At 44.0% G+C, this 16,779-nt stretch carries 13 protein-coding genes; 11 read left to right on the top strand and 2 right to left on the bottom strand.

Going from position 1 to position 16,779, the window contains the following annotated elements; genetic code table 11:
- Positions 1–2 precede the first annotated feature (2 nt).
- Complete coding sequence (locus tag H0S56_RS00535) at positions 3–1,262, top strand: type II toxin-antitoxin system HipA family toxin (protein ID WP_195725426.1); 1,260 nt, start codon at positions 3–5, stop codon at positions 1,260–1,262.
- A 559-nt stretch (positions 1,263–1,821) separates the two neighbouring features.
- Here the strand turns inward: H0S56_RS00535 and H0S56_RS00530 are convergent.
- Positions 1,822–3,522, bottom strand: coding sequence for an NAD-dependent malic enzyme (locus tag H0S56_RS00530; RefSeq protein WP_195725425.1), 1,701 nt, complete (start codon positions 3,520–3,522; stop codon positions 1,822–1,824).
- Between the two features lie 293 nt (positions 3,523–3,815).
- Here H0S56_RS00530 and H0S56_RS00525 point away from each other — a divergent pair, with 293 nt between their 5' ends.
- The 10 genes from H0S56_RS00525 to H0S56_RS00480 all read left to right on the top strand — a co-directional run bounded on the left by H0S56_RS00525 (position 3,816) and on the right by H0S56_RS00480 (position 15,193).
- Positions 3,816–4,778, top strand: a complete 963-nt coding sequence (locus H0S56_RS00525; RefSeq protein ID WP_195725424.1) for an alpha/beta hydrolase — start codon at positions 3,816–3,818, stop codon at positions 4,776–4,778.
- 346 nt (positions 4,779–5,124) lie between these two features.
- Positions 5,125–6,636 carry an acetaldehyde dehydrogenase ExaC gene (gene exaC / locus H0S56_RS00520; protein WP_195725423.1) on the top strand — a complete coding sequence of 504 codons (1,512 nt, stop codon included), beginning with the start codon at positions 5,125–5,127 and terminating at the stop codon, positions 6,634–6,636.
- 399 nt (positions 6,637–7,035) lie between these two features.
- Positions 7,036–8,151: a bifunctional 3,4-dihydroxy-2-butanone-4-phosphate synthase/GTP cyclohydrolase II gene (gene ribBA, locus H0S56_RS00515; RefSeq protein WP_004647616.1), complete on the top strand. Its 1,116-nt coding sequence runs from the start codon at positions 7,036–7,038 to the stop codon at positions 8,149–8,151.
- An 18-nt stretch (positions 8,152–8,169) separates the two neighbouring features.
- Positions 8,170–8,640: a 6,7-dimethyl-8-ribityllumazine synthase gene (ribH, locus tag H0S56_RS00510; protein ID WP_004280926.1), complete on the top strand. Its 471-nt coding sequence runs from the start codon at positions 8,170–8,172 to the stop codon at positions 8,638–8,640.
- A 4-nt stretch (positions 8,641–8,644) separates the two neighbouring features.
- On the top strand, positions 8,645–9,094 hold the full coding sequence (nusB, locus tag H0S56_RS00505) for a transcription antitermination factor NusB (RefSeq protein WP_004280924.1): 450 nt from the start codon (positions 8,645–8,647) through the stop codon (positions 9,092–9,094).
- Positions 9,095–9,111: 17 nt separating this feature from the next.
- On the top strand, positions 9,112–10,029 hold the full coding sequence (gene thiL, locus H0S56_RS00500; RefSeq protein WP_195725422.1) for a thiamine-phosphate kinase: 918 nt from the start codon (positions 9,112–9,114) through the stop codon (positions 10,027–10,029).
- Entirely contained in the window at positions 10,007–10,528 is a 522-nt protein-coding gene (locus H0S56_RS00495) for a phosphatidylglycerophosphatase A family protein (protein WP_085064581.1), read from the top strand. Before thiL ends, H0S56_RS00495 begins: the two co-directional genes overlap by 23 nt.
- A gap of 20 nt (positions 10,529–10,548) precedes the next feature.
- Positions 10,549–11,913 carry a bifunctional UDP-N-acetylglucosamine diphosphorylase/glucosamine-1-phosphate N-acetyltransferase GlmU gene (glmU, locus tag H0S56_RS00490; RefSeq protein WP_195725421.1) on the top strand — a complete coding sequence of 455 codons (1,365 nt, stop codon included), beginning with the start codon at positions 10,549–10,551 and terminating at the stop codon, positions 11,911–11,913.
- Positions 11,914–11,924: 11 nt separating this feature from the next.
- Positions 11,925–13,763 (top strand): glutamine--fructose-6-phosphate transaminase (isomerizing), encoded by a 1,839-nt coding sequence (gene glmS, locus H0S56_RS00485; protein ID WP_195725420.1) that lies wholly within the window; start codon positions 11,925–11,927, stop codon positions 13,761–13,763.
- Between the two features lie 59 nt (positions 13,764–13,822).
- On the top strand, positions 13,823–15,193 hold the full coding sequence (locus H0S56_RS00480; protein ID WP_195725419.1) for a phosphohexomutase domain-containing protein: 1,371 nt from the start codon (positions 13,823–13,825) through the stop codon (positions 15,191–15,193).
- Between the two features lie 74 nt (positions 15,194–15,267).
- Here the strand turns inward: H0S56_RS00480 and H0S56_RS00475 are convergent, their stop codons facing one another.
- A complete protein-coding gene (locus H0S56_RS00475) occupies positions 15,268–16,722 on the bottom strand; it encodes a capsule assembly Wzi family protein (protein ID WP_195725418.1) in 1,455 nt (484 codons plus the stop codon).
- Positions 16,723–16,779: the final 57 nt, after the last annotated feature.

Here is a 16,779-nt window from a genome sequence, read left to right as displayed (position 1 = left end):
CCATGCTCAAAAAACTTAATGTTTACTACAATGGATGGGGTGAATATTGGCTTTGGGGTACACTGGTCTCCTCAACCGCAATCACAGGTCGGCCATTAATCGCCTTTGAATACAGTGCAGAAGCGATCAGTAAAGGTTTAGAACTTTCCTCTTACCTACTTCCGTTAAAAGGTGACCCATTAAGAACGAACTTTCCTGCACATCAAATGGGATTGCCAGGTCCTATATATGATGCCTTGCCCGATGGTTGGGGCATGCTTCTTATGGATCGCTTATTTAAAAAAAATGGATTTAATCCTGCACGGATTGGGCCATTAGAAAGACTCACGTATATTAATACACATGCGATGGGAGCATTATCCTTTGAACCTTCAGCAACTGAGTTAGCATTAACTGAAAATATCCCACTGATTAAACTCGCTCAAGAAGTTCAGGAAGTTCTCAAAGGAGAAGGTGCAGAATTTTTACAGCATTTATTAATTATGGGTGGATCTCCACAAGGTGCAAGGCCAAAAGCGCTCATCTATCGTGATCCTGTCACCAACGAATTCTCAACAGTTAGCTCACATCAACATGAAGCTTGGCTGATCAAATTTCCCGCTCAGCAAGAGCATCCTGAAGTTTGTGCAATTGAAGCTGTTTATGCAGAATGTTTGCGTCATTGTCATATTGATACCCCTGACACTCAATATTTTACTCTTCCGAATGGATTAACCGCATTTGCATCAAAGAGATTTGACCGCCACGATGGCATGCGTATCCCTATGCAAAGTTTAGCGGCCTTCACCGGAGCTGATTTTAAATCACCAGGGAGTTTAGACTACAGTAACTTTCTTCGCGCTGCACACTTTTGCACCAACGATGTTCGCGAAAAAGCAATTGCATTCAAGCGAGCTGTTTTCAATGTAGTCTTCAATAATCGAGATGATCATTGCAAAAACTTTTCATTTCTGATGTCCCAAAATGGGCAATGGAAACTCTCCCCTGCCTATGATGTTACTTTCTGTGAAGGGCCAGGTGGATATCATCAAATGGATATCATGGGTGAGGCACTGGATATTCCTCGACAAGCTCTTGTAAAACTTGGTACTCAGGAAGCGGAACTTTCTGCCCAAGAAGTCGATGAAATTATTAGTTCGATTTGTAAGGTTGCAATCCGATTCAGCAATATCGCTCATGATCTATTACCTGGACAAATTCAAGCAGAGACTATCCAAATGATCCAAAATAGGATTGAGCATAATATTCATTTATTGAATTGAATATAAAAAAATTTCATGAGGATCAAGAATCATTATATTAAATTATATAATGTTGTTGTTTCTCATGAAAATTCGCACCAAAATACAGGTGACTTTTATAGACTAAAATTTCCAATATGAAGTGACCAAAATACCCTTAAATGATCTAAATTGCTAAAAATTTCAACCCACTAAAAACTATACACAATCAATTAAATCATATACTTATAGTTAACATCATTTAATGGAATAAATCTCGGTGACCTTGCCAAGGTTGGGGTCTGGGAGTTCGAGTCTCCTTTCCCGCTCCAGATTCTAAAAAAGCCCTGATCGAAAGATCGGGGCTTTTTTTATGCTGATGTTATTTTCTTTAAATGATCCTTTCATTTTTATTTCACTCAATAAAAAATTCTTAAAGTACTTTCTGATTTTATAACCAAGATGTGACCATAGTACCCCCCCTACGGCAATAAAAAAGCCCTCATCAAAAGATCAGGGCTTTTTTAAATTCTATCCATGCATCAGATGAACTCTGGTGAGCAAACCACTAGCGACGACATAGCGTTCATCTTGAGTTCAATTAAAAGGTTATCCGCTGATAATCACGGTATTGCGGTGTCCAAAAATTACGTTCAATAGCCAACTGCAATTCTTCTACACTGACTTTCGGTGCTACCCCATCTTCAATCGCAACAAGTGCTACTTTTAAGGCAATCTGCTTCGAAATTGACTGTAAACAATCCAGATTCGGCAATAAATCTGCCTGAGGATCTTTCAGTTTCGGAGAACAGTCCGCCAAGGCATTACTTGAAGCCATCAGCATATTATCCGTGACACGTTTTGCACCTGAAGCAACTACGCCCAGACCGATACCCGGAAAAATATAAGAGTTATTGCATTGGGAAATATGATGAATCTGTCCCTGATAATTCACTGGTGCAAATGGGCTACCCGTTGCAATCAATGCTCTGCCATTAGTCCATTGCAAGATGTCAGCCGGAACAGCTTCTACGCGGGAAGTCGGGTTGGATAAAGGGAAAATAATCGGTTGCACACTGTTTTCAGCCATGGCTTCAATCACTTCCTGAGTGAATAAACCTGGCTGTCCAGATACGCCAATCAATACTGTCGGCTTGGCACGTTTGACCACATCTAGCAGAGAAATCATGCTCTCAGCATCTGCCCAGCTTTCTACATTTTCAAGAGGCTGTGCCAGTTTGCGCTGGAAATCCAATAAATTCGGCTGATTTTCTGTGATCAGACCAAAGCGGTCGACCATAAACACGCGTGCACGCGCTTCAGCATCACTTAAACCCTCAGCAACCATTTGCTTAATGATCTGCTCTGCAATCCCGCAACCAGCTGAACCAGCACCCAGGAAAGTAACCACCTGATCTTTGAGGTGTTTACCGGCTGCACGCGAAGCAGCAATCAGGCTGCCGACAGACACTGCTGCGGTGCCCTGAATATCATCATTAAAACAACAGATTCGATCACGATATTTTTCCAGCAAAGGCATGGCATTTTTCTGTGCAAAGTCTTCAAACTGAATTAAGGCATCTGGCCAGCGCTGTTGAATCGCCTGAATCACCGTCTCGACAAAAGCATAGTATTCATCGCCGCTGATTCGTGGTTCACGCCAGCCCATATAAATCGGGTCATTTAACAACTGCTGATTATTGGTACCGACATCAAGAGTAATCGGTAAGGTATAGGCCGGACTGATCCCGCCACATGCGGTGTAGAGTGCCAGTTTTCCAATGGGAATCCCCATACCACCGATGCCTTGATCTCCAAGACCCAAAATGCGCTCACCATCTGTAATCACAATCACTTTCACGTTCTTTTTATTGATATTGTGAATAATCTGGTCGATCTGATCACGGTCAGGATAGGAAATAAAGATCCCACGATGACGGCGATAAATATCAGAAAAGCGCTGACATGCCTCACCCACAGTCGGGGTATAGATAATCGGCATCATCTCACTGAGGTGATTTTCAATCAGATGATAAAACAGGGTCTCATTGGTATCCTGAATATTCCGCAAATAAATATGCTTGTTAATATCACTGCTAAAAGCACAATACTGCTGATAAGAACGCTGACTTTGTTCTTCAATCGTCTCGGTGACATGAGGAATCAAGCCATGCAAGTTAAAGCTTCTACGCTCTTCTTCAGAAAATGCAGAGCCTTTATTGAGTAGTGGGAGTTCTAGCAGAGTATTTCCAGCATAAGGAATATATAAAGGGCGTTTACTGTTCAAATTTTCTCTGGGCATTATTTAACTCATCTAATCAATCTTCGGCAGTTCTGCCAAAATAGTCACATCACTTTGTTTATTTTATATAGCTTAGCCTGATTTTAAGCTGTTAGGTCATTTAGCAAATTTATAATACTTGTAGCAGGATTTTATAATCTGATAACACTCATTTTCAGCCTAGGTTTTGGACGGTTTCTAAAATTAATCCCTATTCGTATTTTTAATTTAAATCGGCAGCAAGATCTGTTTGACAAAAAACCTCAGCTCATCAAGGATAAAGCATAAATTTAATAAGACCAACGAGTATAACAATGAGTGAACTGCAACCGCTTTATCAGCCCGATATTTTGGGGACAGGTTATGAGCAAGCGACCTTAAACTTTCCCGATGATTATGAGGGCAAAGTCGTAGCAACCCTGATCCGTAAAAAAGCAGCCCAACCTACAAAAAAAGCAGTTCTATATATTCACGGCTTTATCGATTATTTTTTTCAGACCGAAATGGCAGAGCGCTTTAATCAGCATGGTTTTGATTTTTATGCGCTGGATTTGAGAAAATACGGCCGTTCGATTCTGCCGCATCAAAAATATTATAACGTGTATGACCTGTCTGAATATGATGCCGAAATCACCCAGGCACTGGATATTATCGCAGCCGAAGGTCATGATGCGGCCCTGCTCTGCGGTCATTCTACCGGCGGCCTGACCACGACCTTGTATGCGGCACATCATCCGCAGCATCCTTTAATCAAAGCACTTTGGGTCAATAGTCCATTTTATGACTTCAACATGAATCCGATCAAACGCGCGCTCGGCATCCCGCAATTGAGCAGACTGGCCAAAATTTTTCCCAACCTTAAATTCCCAAGCGAGCTGAATAAGTGGTATGCCACCAGCCTGCATAAGGATTTAAAAGGCGAATGGGACTTCAGTCTGGACTGGAAAAAGACCCGCTACCCGATGGTTCGGATCAGTTTTATTCGTGCCATTCATGAGGCACAGAAAGAAATTCATCGCGGTGTTCAGCTCGATGTTCCGGTACTGATCATGCATTCACATCAGACTTTATATCCTAAAAAATGGGGCAAAGCGGCGCAGAGCAGTGATGTAATTCTAGGCATTAAAGACATTCAAAAATATGCCAAAAAAATCAAAGGCGATGTCACGGTTCAAAGTATCCAGAACGGTTTACATGACCTGGTGCTTTCAGAGCAGTCTGTGCGTGAGCAGGTTTATCAGCAACTGTTTCAATGGCTGCATGACAAAGGGATTTAGATAAACGCGGAAGGAGAAATGAAACTTACCCCTCATTTCTCCTGCTTGGCTTCTTTTAAATCCTGACTAGGTCGAAATGTAATCAAGTGCATTGAAAATATGCCAATCTTTCGATGGTGTATAAATGTTATAAACTCTTGTTTTTAAAATTAAGGCTTTAGAATTTATAAATTTTATTTTTCTGCTGCTTGTCTCAAAATATTGTCTTTTGTAGCAAGCCTGTAAACAAACAACCGCCCGTCTTTTTCCCTCTTTATAGTAGAGCTGAATGCAGAAGCGCCTATATTTTTTGATCGGCAACATGCGCTCGACCTGCACCACTAACAATCATATAAAGGAATAGATTATGCGTTATGCAGACCCCAATACTGACGGTTCAAAAATTCAATTTAAAGCACAATACGATAATTTTATTGGTGGCGAATGGGTCGCCCCGGTCAAAGGCGAATACTTTGACAATATCTCTCCGGTAGATGGCAAGGTCTTTACCAAAGTGCCGCGCTCTTCTGTAGAAGACATTGAATTGGCGCTTGATGCAGCGCATAAAGCCAAAGAGCAATGGAACCGGTCATCACCGACCACCCGCTCCAATATCCTGCTGAAAATTGCAGATCGTCTGGAACAAAATCTGGAACTGCTGGCTGTGGCAGAAACCTGGGACAATGGTAAGCCAATTCGTGAAACACTGGCTGCCGATATTCCATTGGCCATTGACCATTTCCGTTATTTTGCCGGCTGTATCCGTGCACAGGAAGGCGGCATTTCTGAAATTGATGAAGATACCATCGCCTACCATTTCCATGAACCGCTTGGTGTAGTCGGACAAATCATTCCCTGGAATTTCCCGATTCTGATGGCCGCCTGGAAACTGGCACCCGCCCTGGCTGCAGGCAACTGTATTGTGCTGAAACCTGCAGAACAGACCCCGGTCAGTATTCTGGTTCTGGCTGAACTGATTCAGGATATTTTACCACCGGGCGTATTGAATATCGTCAATGGCTATGGGGTCGAAGTCGGCCGTCCACTGGCGACCAATCCACGCATTGCCAAGATTGCCTTTACCGGTTCAACCGCAGTGGGTCAGCTGATCATGCAATATGCGACTGAAAATATTATTCCGGTGACTCTGGAACTTGGCGGTAAATCACCAAACTTGTTCTTTGCCGACATTATGGATCAGGAAGACGATTATCTGGACAAGGCACTGGAAGGCTTTGCCATGTTTGCCCTGAACCAGGGTGAAATCTGTACCTGCCCTTCCCGGGCCTTGGTACAGGAAAGTATTGCCGATGAGTTTTTAGCGCGCGCAGTAGAACGGGTACAACGCATTAAAACCGGTCATCCGCTGGATACGGAAACCATGATCGGGGCGCAGGCTTCGCAGGAGCAGCAGGACAAGATTCTGGGCTGTATTGCCACTGGCCGTGAAGAAGGTGCACAGATCCTGACCGGCGGTGAAGCACGTCAGGAAGTCGGTCAAGGTTTCTATATTGAACCGACCATCTTTAAAGGTACCAATGACATGAAGACCTTCCAGGAAGAAATCTTCGGGCCTGTACTGGCTGTAACCACCTTTAAAGACTTTGATGATGCGATCAAGATCGCCAACGATACGATTTACGGACTCGGTGCCGGTGTCTGGTCACGCTCAGCGCATACTTCCTATCGTGCCGGTCGTGCCATTCAGGCCGGTCGGGTCTGGACCAACTGTTATCATATCTACCCTGCGCATGCAGCTTTCGGCGGTTATAAAAAATCAGGCATTGGACGTGAGAATCACAGAATGATGCTGGATCATTATCAACAAACCAAAAATCTGTTGGTGAGCTATTCAACCAAACCGGCAGGTTTTTTCTAAACAACCTGATGATTAAAAGCGGGCTTCGGTCCGCTTTTAACCTGATATTTTTTAAAAATTTTAATACTAGGTAAAATTTTCCAGCATTGTTCGTCTAGAATTCCCTTGAATGACTGACAATAAATTAAAATACTTTCTGAAAACACCTTAATGTCTGAGCTTATGTTGATTTCACCTAAGTTTCTCATTTTTTATGCTTTTTAATTGCTCAAAAAACCTGCATAAAGCCCAGGCTTTCATTTAAAGTCGGCTTTTCATGTTTATCAAGACTGTGTATAACAATGAACCACTAGAGGGAAAGCAATAAGCATAGGCAAAATTGCGCAAAAAGCGTTAGACTATGTACCCAATAATGTCATGATTCGGTCTGATCAAGATCAAAAAAGAAGGTGAAGGTTGATGCCGCTCAATACTGTTGAAGAGCTTGTAGCAGATATCCGTGCAGGAAAAATGGTCATCCTGATGGATGATGAAGACCGTGAAAATGAAGGCGATTTGGTGATTGCTGCCACACACGTACGTCCTGAAGACATCAACTTCATGATCACCCATGCACGTGGTCTGGTCTGCCTGACTTTAAGTAAAGAGCGTTGCCAGCAGTTGAATCTGCCGTTAATGGTGGATGCCAATGGTGCCCAGCATGGGACCAATTTCACCCTGTCGATTGAAGCGGCTGAAGGTATTTCTACCGGTATTTCTCCGGCTGAACGTGCGCACACGATTCAAACTGCTGTGGCTGCTCATGCCAAACCGGCAGATATTGTACAGCCAGGACATATCTTCCCGCTGATGGCGCAACCAGGCGGTGTCTTGCACCGTGCCGGACATACTGAGGCAGGTTGTGATCTTTCCCGTTTGGCAGGACTGGAACCGGCATCAGTCATTTGTGAAATCATCAATGAAGATGGCACCATGGCGCGCCGTCCGGATCTTGAAGTGTTTGCTGAAAAGCATGGCCTGAAAATCGGTACTATTGCCGATCTGATTCATTACCGCATGACCAATGAACAGACGGTTGAGCGTATTGATCAGCAAAGTATTGATACTGAATACGGCAGCTTTGACCTGTACCGCTATCGTGAACTGGGTAACCCGGATATCCATTTGGCCTTGGTCAAAGGTGAGCCTAAAGAGGGTGTGACCACAGTGCGTGTACATGGTTTTAACCCGACCCGCGACTTGCTCAAACTGAAGAAACAGGATGGCGAGCCGGCCTGGAACCTGGATCGTGCCTTGAAAGAAATTTCCAACAGTGATCGTGGTGTCTTGGTCTGGATTGGCCAACACCATTTACAGGACCTGGGTCCAGCATTAGATACCCTTAAAGCACCAAAAAATGTAAAATCAAATTCTGCACTGTCTCAGCAGTATCAGACCATTGGTGTGGGTGCACAAATTTTGCGTGATTTAGGCGTTGAAAAAATGAAGCTGCTGAGCTCTCCATTGCGTTTCAATGCCCTGTCAGGCTTTAACTTAGAAGTGGTAGAATACATCACCGCACAACAAACATCTTAAGAAATCATCGAGGTTGTTATGGCAGTTCGCCGTATTGAAGGTATGTTACATCTCGCGAACGAAGACCGTTATGCGATTTTAGTTGGTCGTTTTAACAGCTTTGTGGTTGAACATCTGTTAGAAGGTGCCATTGATACATTGAAACGTCATGGTGTATCAGAGGATAATATCACTGTTGTTCATGCACCTGGTGCCTGGGAACTTCCTGTCGTTGCGAAAAAACTGGCAGCTTCAGATCGTTTCGATGCCATCATCGCGCTTGGCGCCGTGATTCGTGGTAGCACGCCTCACTTCGATTTCGTTGCAGGCGAATGTGCCAAAGGTTTGGGCGTAGTTGGCCTCGACACTGGCTTACCTGTAATTAACGGTGTACTCACTACGGACAGTATTGAACAAGCGATTGAACGCTCTGGAACAAAAGCAGGCAATAAAGGTAGCGAAGCTGCCCTGACTGCGATTGAAATGGTTAACTTGTTAAAGGCTATTTAACGCTATGTCGCAAACACTTCAAGCAACTTATGCAGCAAAACGTAAAGCACGTCGCTTTGCTGTACAAGGAATTTATGAATGGCAAATGAGCCACAATCCGGTGCATGAGATTGAAGCACGTACGCGTGTGGAAAATGCCATGCACAAAGTGGATCTGAGCTATTATCATGAATTGTTGACTCAAGTGGTTGCCAATCATGAAGCATTGGATGCGCTCTTAATCCCGGTACTCGATCGCGAACTTTCAGCACTTGACGGTGTTGAACTTGCGACCCTTCGTCTTGGTGCATATGAACTTAAAGAACATCTTGAGATTCCATATCGCGTGGTTCTAGATGAAGCGATCGAGCTGGCTAAACATTTTGGCGGTGCCGATAGCCATAAATACATCAATGGTGTATTGGATCGTTTAGCGACAACTTTGCGTGCAGCAGAAAAACAGCAGTCTAACTAATAGCGTAGATTCGTTGTATGGCTGAATTTTCGATTATCGACACCTATTTCAATCGCAAGAATACCAATTCTGTCGATTTAGGCGTCGGTGACGATTCAGCCTTGCTCACCCCTCCTCTACAGCAACAACTGGTCATCTGTGCCGACACTCTGGTTGCTGGACGCCATTTTCCAATAGACACCGATCCGCATGCGATTGGCTGGAAATCTGTGGCTGTCAATTTATCTGATATTGCCGCGATGGGCGCAACCCCGCACAGTATTTTACTCGCGTTGAGCCTACCCCAAATTGATCATGACTGGCTAAAAGCTTTTAGTCAGGGTCTGTACGATTGCTGTGATCAATTTGGGGTGAGTTTAATCGGTGGTGATACCACTCAAAGTCCTCATTTAACCCTTTCTGTTACTGCATTAGGCTGGGTTGATATTGGTCAAGCCATTCCACGCTCAGGTGCAAAACCGGGTGATCTGATTTGTGTCAGTGGAACGGTCGGTGATGCAGCTTTTGCACTACAGCATCTTGGTCATCCACTACAAAAACGTCTGGACTATCCAACGCCACGTTGTCAGCTCGGTGCTGCCCTAAAAGGTCTGGCGCATAGCATGATTGATGTCTCGGATGGTTTGGCCCAAGATCTTGGACATATCCTGAAAGCCTCTGAAGTCGGTGCAAAGCTGCAACTCGAAAACCTGCCGATCAGTCCTGCCCTGTATGCCTTAAGTGATGAACAAAAATGGCAATATGCCCTCGCTGGTGGCGATGATTACGAATTATGCTTTACAATAAGCCCGCAAAATTACGAAAAATTATTGCAAAAACAACTTGATGTTTCGATTAGTATGATCGGCACAATTCAGCAGCAACACGGCTTAACTTTTGAAAAAGATGGCGTAGATCATTCACTTCAATTTAATGGGTATCAACATTTTGCATAAACCTGCGATTAATTTTAAAGCCATGTCATGGATCGACCGACTGATTGTCTTTAGTGGGGTTGGTTTTGGTTCTGGTCTGGCACCTAAAGCACCCGGTACCTTTGGTTCGGCCTTTGCACTTTTATTTATTCCTATTTGGCTGCATCTTGGTTTTCTAAACAGTGTTTTTGCCATTGCCATCATGTCCCTGGTTGGCATATATATCTGCGGGCATACTGCTAGAGTCATGGGTGTACATGATGATGGCCGCATCGTCTGGGATGAATTTGCCGGACAATCCATCACATTTTTGCCCCTGATCTACTTAGGTCAGATGAACTGGTTATGGTTGCTCATCGGTTTTGCGCTATTCAGATTATTTGATATCTGGAAACCTTGGCCGATCCGTGTGATTGACCGACAGGTCGACGGTGGCTTCGGCATCATGCTGGATGACATTATTGCCGGCCTTTGGGCTGCTCTTTGTATTTTGCTTTATTTTTACTTCATCGTGGCATAAGCCATATTTAGGATTAGAACATGTCAACGACTGTTATTATTCTTGCTGCAGGTAAAGGAACGCGCATGCGCTCTAGCTTACCGAAAGTATTACAACCCCTTGCAGGACGTCCTTTACTGGGTCATGTCATTGAAACGGCAAAAAAATTAAACGCAGATAATATTATTACGATTTATGGTCACGGCGGTGATCGGGTTCAGACAGCATTTGCACAAGAGGATATTAAATGGGTCGAACAGGCTGAACAGCTGGGTACCGGTCATGCCGTACAAATGACCTTGCCTGTCCTGCCACAAGACGGCGTCTCGCTGATTCTTTCCGGCGATGTACCGTGCATTAATCCTGTGACCTTGCAAAAATTACTCGATGCCACTGCAGAAACCGGTATTGGTCTGGTGACGCTTACCCTGCTGGATGCCAATGGTTATGGTCGTATTGTACGTGAAAATGGTGAAATCCAGGCCATTGTGGAGCACAAGGATGCTTCCGAAGAACAGCGTCAGATCAAGGAAATCAATACCGGTATTTATGCCGTCAGCAATGCCAAGTTGCATCAATGGCTGCCAAATTTAAGCAATGACAATGCGCAGGGTGAATATTACCTGACTGATATTGTCGCGATGGCTTTGGCAGATGGTATACAAGTTGCATCGGTAGAACCTGAGCAGGCTTTTGAAGTTGAAGGGGTAAATGACCGCGTGCAGCTCGCTGCTTTAGAGCGTCAGTTCCAGTCTTATCAAGCCAAACAGCTAATGCAGCAAGGTGTACATCTGATTGATCCAAGCCGCTTTGACTTGCGTGGTAATTTAACTGTCGGTCAGGATGTCCGCATTGATATCAATGTGATTATCGAAGGTGATTGCGAGCTGGGCGACAACGTTGAAATTGGCGCTGGCTGTATCATTAAGAATAGCAAGATTGCAGCTGGCACCAAGGTTCAACCATATAGCATTTTTGACAATGCTATCGTTGGTGAAGATACCCAGATTGGACCTTTTGCACGACTCCGTCCGGGTGCACAATTGGCCAATGAAGTGCATATCGGTAACTTTGTTGAAGTTAAAAATACCTCGATTGGTCTAGGCTCTAAAGCCAACCATTTTACCTATCTGGGTGATGCTGAAGTTGGTGCAGGCTCAAACATCGGTGCAGGGACTATTACCTGTAATTACGATGGTGCAAATAAATTTAAAACGATTATTGGTGATCAGGCCTTTATTGGCTCGAACAGTTCATTAGTGGCACCTGTGAAAATTGGCAATGGCGCCACTGTAGGTGCAGGCTCAACGATTACCCGTAATGTGGAAGACAACTGTTTGGCAGTAGAGCGCTCTAAGCAATTTGCCAAAGAAAACTATCCACGTCCGCAAAAAATCAAGAAATAAGGGGAACAAATATGTGTGGTATCGTTGGTGGCATTGCAGAACGTAGCATTACCAATATTTTGATCGAAGGCTTAAAACGCCTGGAATACCGGGGTTATGATTCAGCAGGTTTGGCACTGATTAATAATAGCCAGGTCCTGCGTGAACGCCGTGTCGGTAAGGTCGCAAACCTTGAACAGGCGGTGAATGAATCCCAGATTAGCGGTTCACTCGGCATTGCGCATACACGCTGGGCCACCCATGGCAAACCGACTGAAGAAAATGCCCATCCGCATATTTCTGAAAATGTGGCAGTGGTGCATAACGGAATTATCGAAAACTATCAGGAACTCAAAGATGATCTTGAAGCTTTGGGCTATGTGTTTACCTCACAGACTGATACTGAAGTGGTGGCCCATCTGATCAATGATGCACTGAAATCTACCCCGAGCCTGTTAGAAGCTGTACGCCAAGTGGTTCCGCAATTGAAAGGTGCCTATGCACTGGGCATCGTACATACTGACCACCCGGATGAACTGATTACCGTGCGTGAAGGTTCTCCACTGGTGATTGGTGTCGGGATTGGTGAAAACTTCATTAGTTCAGATCAATTAGCCTTACTTCCAATTACTAACCGTTTTATCTACCTGGAAGAAGGTGATATTGCCCGTTTGACCCGCACCACCATTGAAGTCTTTGTCGATGGTCAGCTGGTAGATCGTCCGGTCAAGGAACTGGATGCTGCGGTCAGCAATGCGTCTAAAGGTGAATACAAGCACTATATGCTCAAAGAAATTTATGAGCAGCCTGAAGCGATTAAACAGACCATTTCCCAAGCTTTAAATGGCAATGACCTGCGTGAAGATTTTCTTGCTAGTGCGGAACAAGACTTTTCAAAAATTCAGCAAATCCAGATTATTGCCTGTGGTACCAGCTATCATGCCGGCATGATCGCCAAATATTGGTTTGAACAGCTGATTGACCTGCCTTGCCAAGTCGAAATTGCCAGCGAGTTCCGTTATCGCACGCCGGTGATTGTGAACAATACGCTGTATGTGTGTATTTCCCAATCTGGTGAAACGGCCGACACCTTGGCTGCATTACGTGATACGCAAAAACGTGCAGCAGCCAAAGGCCTGGACATTACCACGATGACCATCTGTAACGTGGCGACCTCTTCGATGGTGCGTGAAACTCAGCATAGTCTGTTGACGCTGGCAGGTCCTGAAATTGGTGTAGCTTCAACCAAAGCCTTTACCACCCAGCTTGCTGCTTTAATGCTGTTGGTATTAAAAATTGGTTCGGTCAAAAATAGCATTTCTACAGAACAGATGACGAAGATCAGCACAGAACTCTGGCATTTGCCTAAAGTGATTCTGGACACTTTACGTCATGATAATGAAATTTTACGTCTTTCAGAACTGTTTGTTGAAAAGCAGCACTGCCTGTTCCTGGGTCGTGGTACGCACTTCCCGATCGCTCTGGAAGGTGCACTCAAACTGAAAGAAATTTCATATATTCATGCTGAAGGTTATGCTGCAGGCGAACTGAAACACGGGCCATTGGCACTGGTTGACAATGACATGCCGGTGGTGATTCTGGCGCCACAGGATGACATGCTGGACAAACTGAAATCCAATATGGAAGAAGTTCAGGCACGTGGTGGTGAACTATTTGTTTTTGCTGATGAGCACAGTGGCATTAAAGCCAAAGAGCGCAAGCACGTGGTCCATATTCCGGCAGTCAATGCAGTGCTAGCACCGATTGTGTATAGCATCCCGGTGCAGTTACTCTCTTATCATGTAGCAGTGCTACGTGGTACGGATGTGGATCAGCCACGTAACCTGGCAAAATCGGTTACTGTAGAATAATTAAAATTGAATCGAGGCTGGGTAACCGGCCTTTTTTCTTCTGAATGGAGAGCCTCTAAATGACAAAACTGACTTGCTTTAAAGCCTATGATATTCGCGGCAAACTGGGTACAGAACTCAATGAAGATATTGCCTACAAAATTGGCCGTGCTTATGGACAGATTTATCAGCCCAAAACCGTGGTCATCGGTTGTGACATACGTCTTAGCAGTGAAGGCTTAAAACAGGCGACCATTCGCGGTTTAAATGATGCTGGGGTCAATGTGCTGGATCTTGGCATGACCGGGACTGAAGAAGTGTATTTCGCAGCTTTCCACCTGGATGTCCAAGGTGGTATTGAAGTGACTGCCAGTCATAACCCGATGGATTATAATGGTATGAAACTGGTGCGTGAAAATGCGCGTCCAATCAGTGCCGATACGGGTCTTAAAGAGATTCAGGCTTTGGCAGAATCAGGTCAGTTCGTTGAAGTTAGCCAAAAAGGTCATACGGAAAAATATAATATCCTGCCAGAATTTATCGACCACCTGATGACCTATATTGATCCAGCAAAAATCCGCCCGATGAAACTGGTGGTGAATGCCGGTAATGGTGCAGCAGGTCATGTTATTGATGCAATCGAAGTAAAATTTAAAGAGCTCAATATTCCGGTTGAATTTATCAAAATTCATAATGAAGCTGATGGTAACTTCCCGAATGGCATCCCGAATCCAATTCTGGTTGAAAACCGGGATAGTACCAGTGATGCAGTCATTCAGCATGGTGCGGATATAGGAATTGCCTGGGATGGCGACTTTGACCGCTGCTTCCTGTTCGATGAAAAAGGCCAGTTTATTGAAGGCTATTATATTGTTGGTCTTTTGGCTCAGGCATTCCTGCTGAAGCAGTCTGGTGAAAAAATTGTGCATGATCCACGTCTGGTCTGGAATACGCTGGATATCGTGGAACAATACCAAGGGATCACGGTTCAGTCAAAGTCAGGCCATGCCTTTATCAAAGATGTAATGCGTGAACACAATGCGGCCTATGGCGGTGAAATGAGTGCCCATCACTATTTCCGTGATTTTGCCTATTGTGATAGCGGCATGATTCCATGGTTACTGGCGATAGCGGTACTATCTGAAACAGGAAAATCATTATCCTCTCTCGTGGAAGAAATGATTGCCAAATTCCCATGTTCAGGTGAGATCAACTTTAAAGTGGCAGACACTCAAACCACGATTCAAAAACTCTTTGATCATTATGCCGATCAAAACCCTGCTATCGACCAGACAGATGGGGTCAGTTTGGATTTTGGTGCATGGCGTTTTAATGTGCGTGCATCCAATACTGAACCGTTATTGCGTTTGAATATTGAAAGCCGCCGTGATCATAATCCACGCCCCATGCAGGACTATGTTGATGAATTAACCCAGCTGATCCAGAGTTAACTCACTTTAAAAATAAAAAGCTCTATTTAAATTTTGTCATTTAAATAGAGCTTTTGAACTTTTAAGAAGATTTTTTAGAATAATGCACGATCCAAAGGTATCTCAACTCCTAAAGACATCCCACTATCCTTTCCATTTCGGTCTGAGTCGCTTAGCCAACCCCTAACTTTGAGCGGCGTGTCCGGTTGTAGATAATGTGTCCACGTTAAATCCAGCGCTTTTACTTCATCAGCTTGAGGAAATGCATGATTAATTTCAAGCCCTGATTGATTGACTTTAGCCAACATGATCCGCCCATTTAAACGGTTCATTTTATCAAAGCGAATATCACCACCTATGCTGTACATCTGTCCATCTCCCCCGATCGCATGACCTAATGGAAAACCATGTTGGTAATAACCATCTTGATAAATATGGTGATTATATGAGTATCCTGATGCCTCTCCATTGGTACGCGTATCCGACCATTCTGTATAAACTTGGAAAGGCATATTGTTTAACTGGGAGGCATAATCCACCCCAGCCAAATACATTTTTTTCGCAGGAAGTAAACCTGCTTCATCTTCACCAACAAACTGACCATATAGGCTTAGAGGAAGGTTGAACCATTGCTGAAAGTTTAAACGCGCATCCAAACCAGCAATCTGATTTGATGCATTTCCTTCCCCGTTGCACTCATCCGCATTACACTCATTATCTTTACCAATAAAAGCATTCCAATAAGCTTTGAAACTGTCAGGTCGCCCCTGACCATCAATCTGGAATATACGTGATGCGCCGAGTTCAAGATATGGTAGAGGTTGCGCAGTTAAACGCAAACCTAATAAATTAGTGTCACGAACAAGATAGTCATCTAACTGACCCGCAAATGCTTGATATTGCCAAGGTCCAATCCAAGATAGCCATTTGCTCTCAAATGCCTGCTGTTCTGCTCTCTGTATAGTCAAACCATAGACTGGACGGCTCGCATCGCCTCGGATCAAACTACCATCATGCCCGGGTCCCCAATAAGTTGGAATCTGCCCAGCAATTAACCATTGATCCCACAATTTTCCAGCAATATATGAGCCTTCAATATTGATATCATGTCCATGATCTATGATGGAGTCTTTTTCCGCACTAACTCGAAGCTTAGCATCCCATTGAGCTCCACCTGCATTCAATTCAAGCGTAGCTTGATATTGGGATTTTTGATCATCTGCAAATTTTTGAGGTATCTTTTGTGGATCGGTTTCAGCGAATAAAGCTAACTTCACCTGTGTATTTCCTGCATGCAAACTGGCTTTCACTGAATCAAGAACTTTCTGCTGAACTAGATTATCAATTTTAGCTTTGGATAATGCGCGTTGAATCTCCTCCCCACTTAAAGGCCAAGTCGAGGTACTAATTTGAATCACGCCTTGTTGATTCAACCAATTTAAATCCGTGCGTAAATCTTCATTATTTAATACTAAGCCTTGAGCATAAGTAAAAACACTGAAACACGGCAGCAGACAAAGAGATAAAACTTTTCTTTTTAAATTGCGCATAATCGATATATTCATATGAAATAGAAATAATAGTTAGATATTGCTTTAAAGCATTAA

Source organism: Acinetobacter lwoffii (assembly GCF_015602705.1).
GTDB lineage: Bacteria > Pseudomonadota > Gammaproteobacteria > Pseudomonadales > Moraxellaceae > Acinetobacter > Acinetobacter lwoffii_E.
Note: the sequence above shows the minus strand (reverse complement) of the source record. Positions and strands in the feature narration are given on the sequence as shown.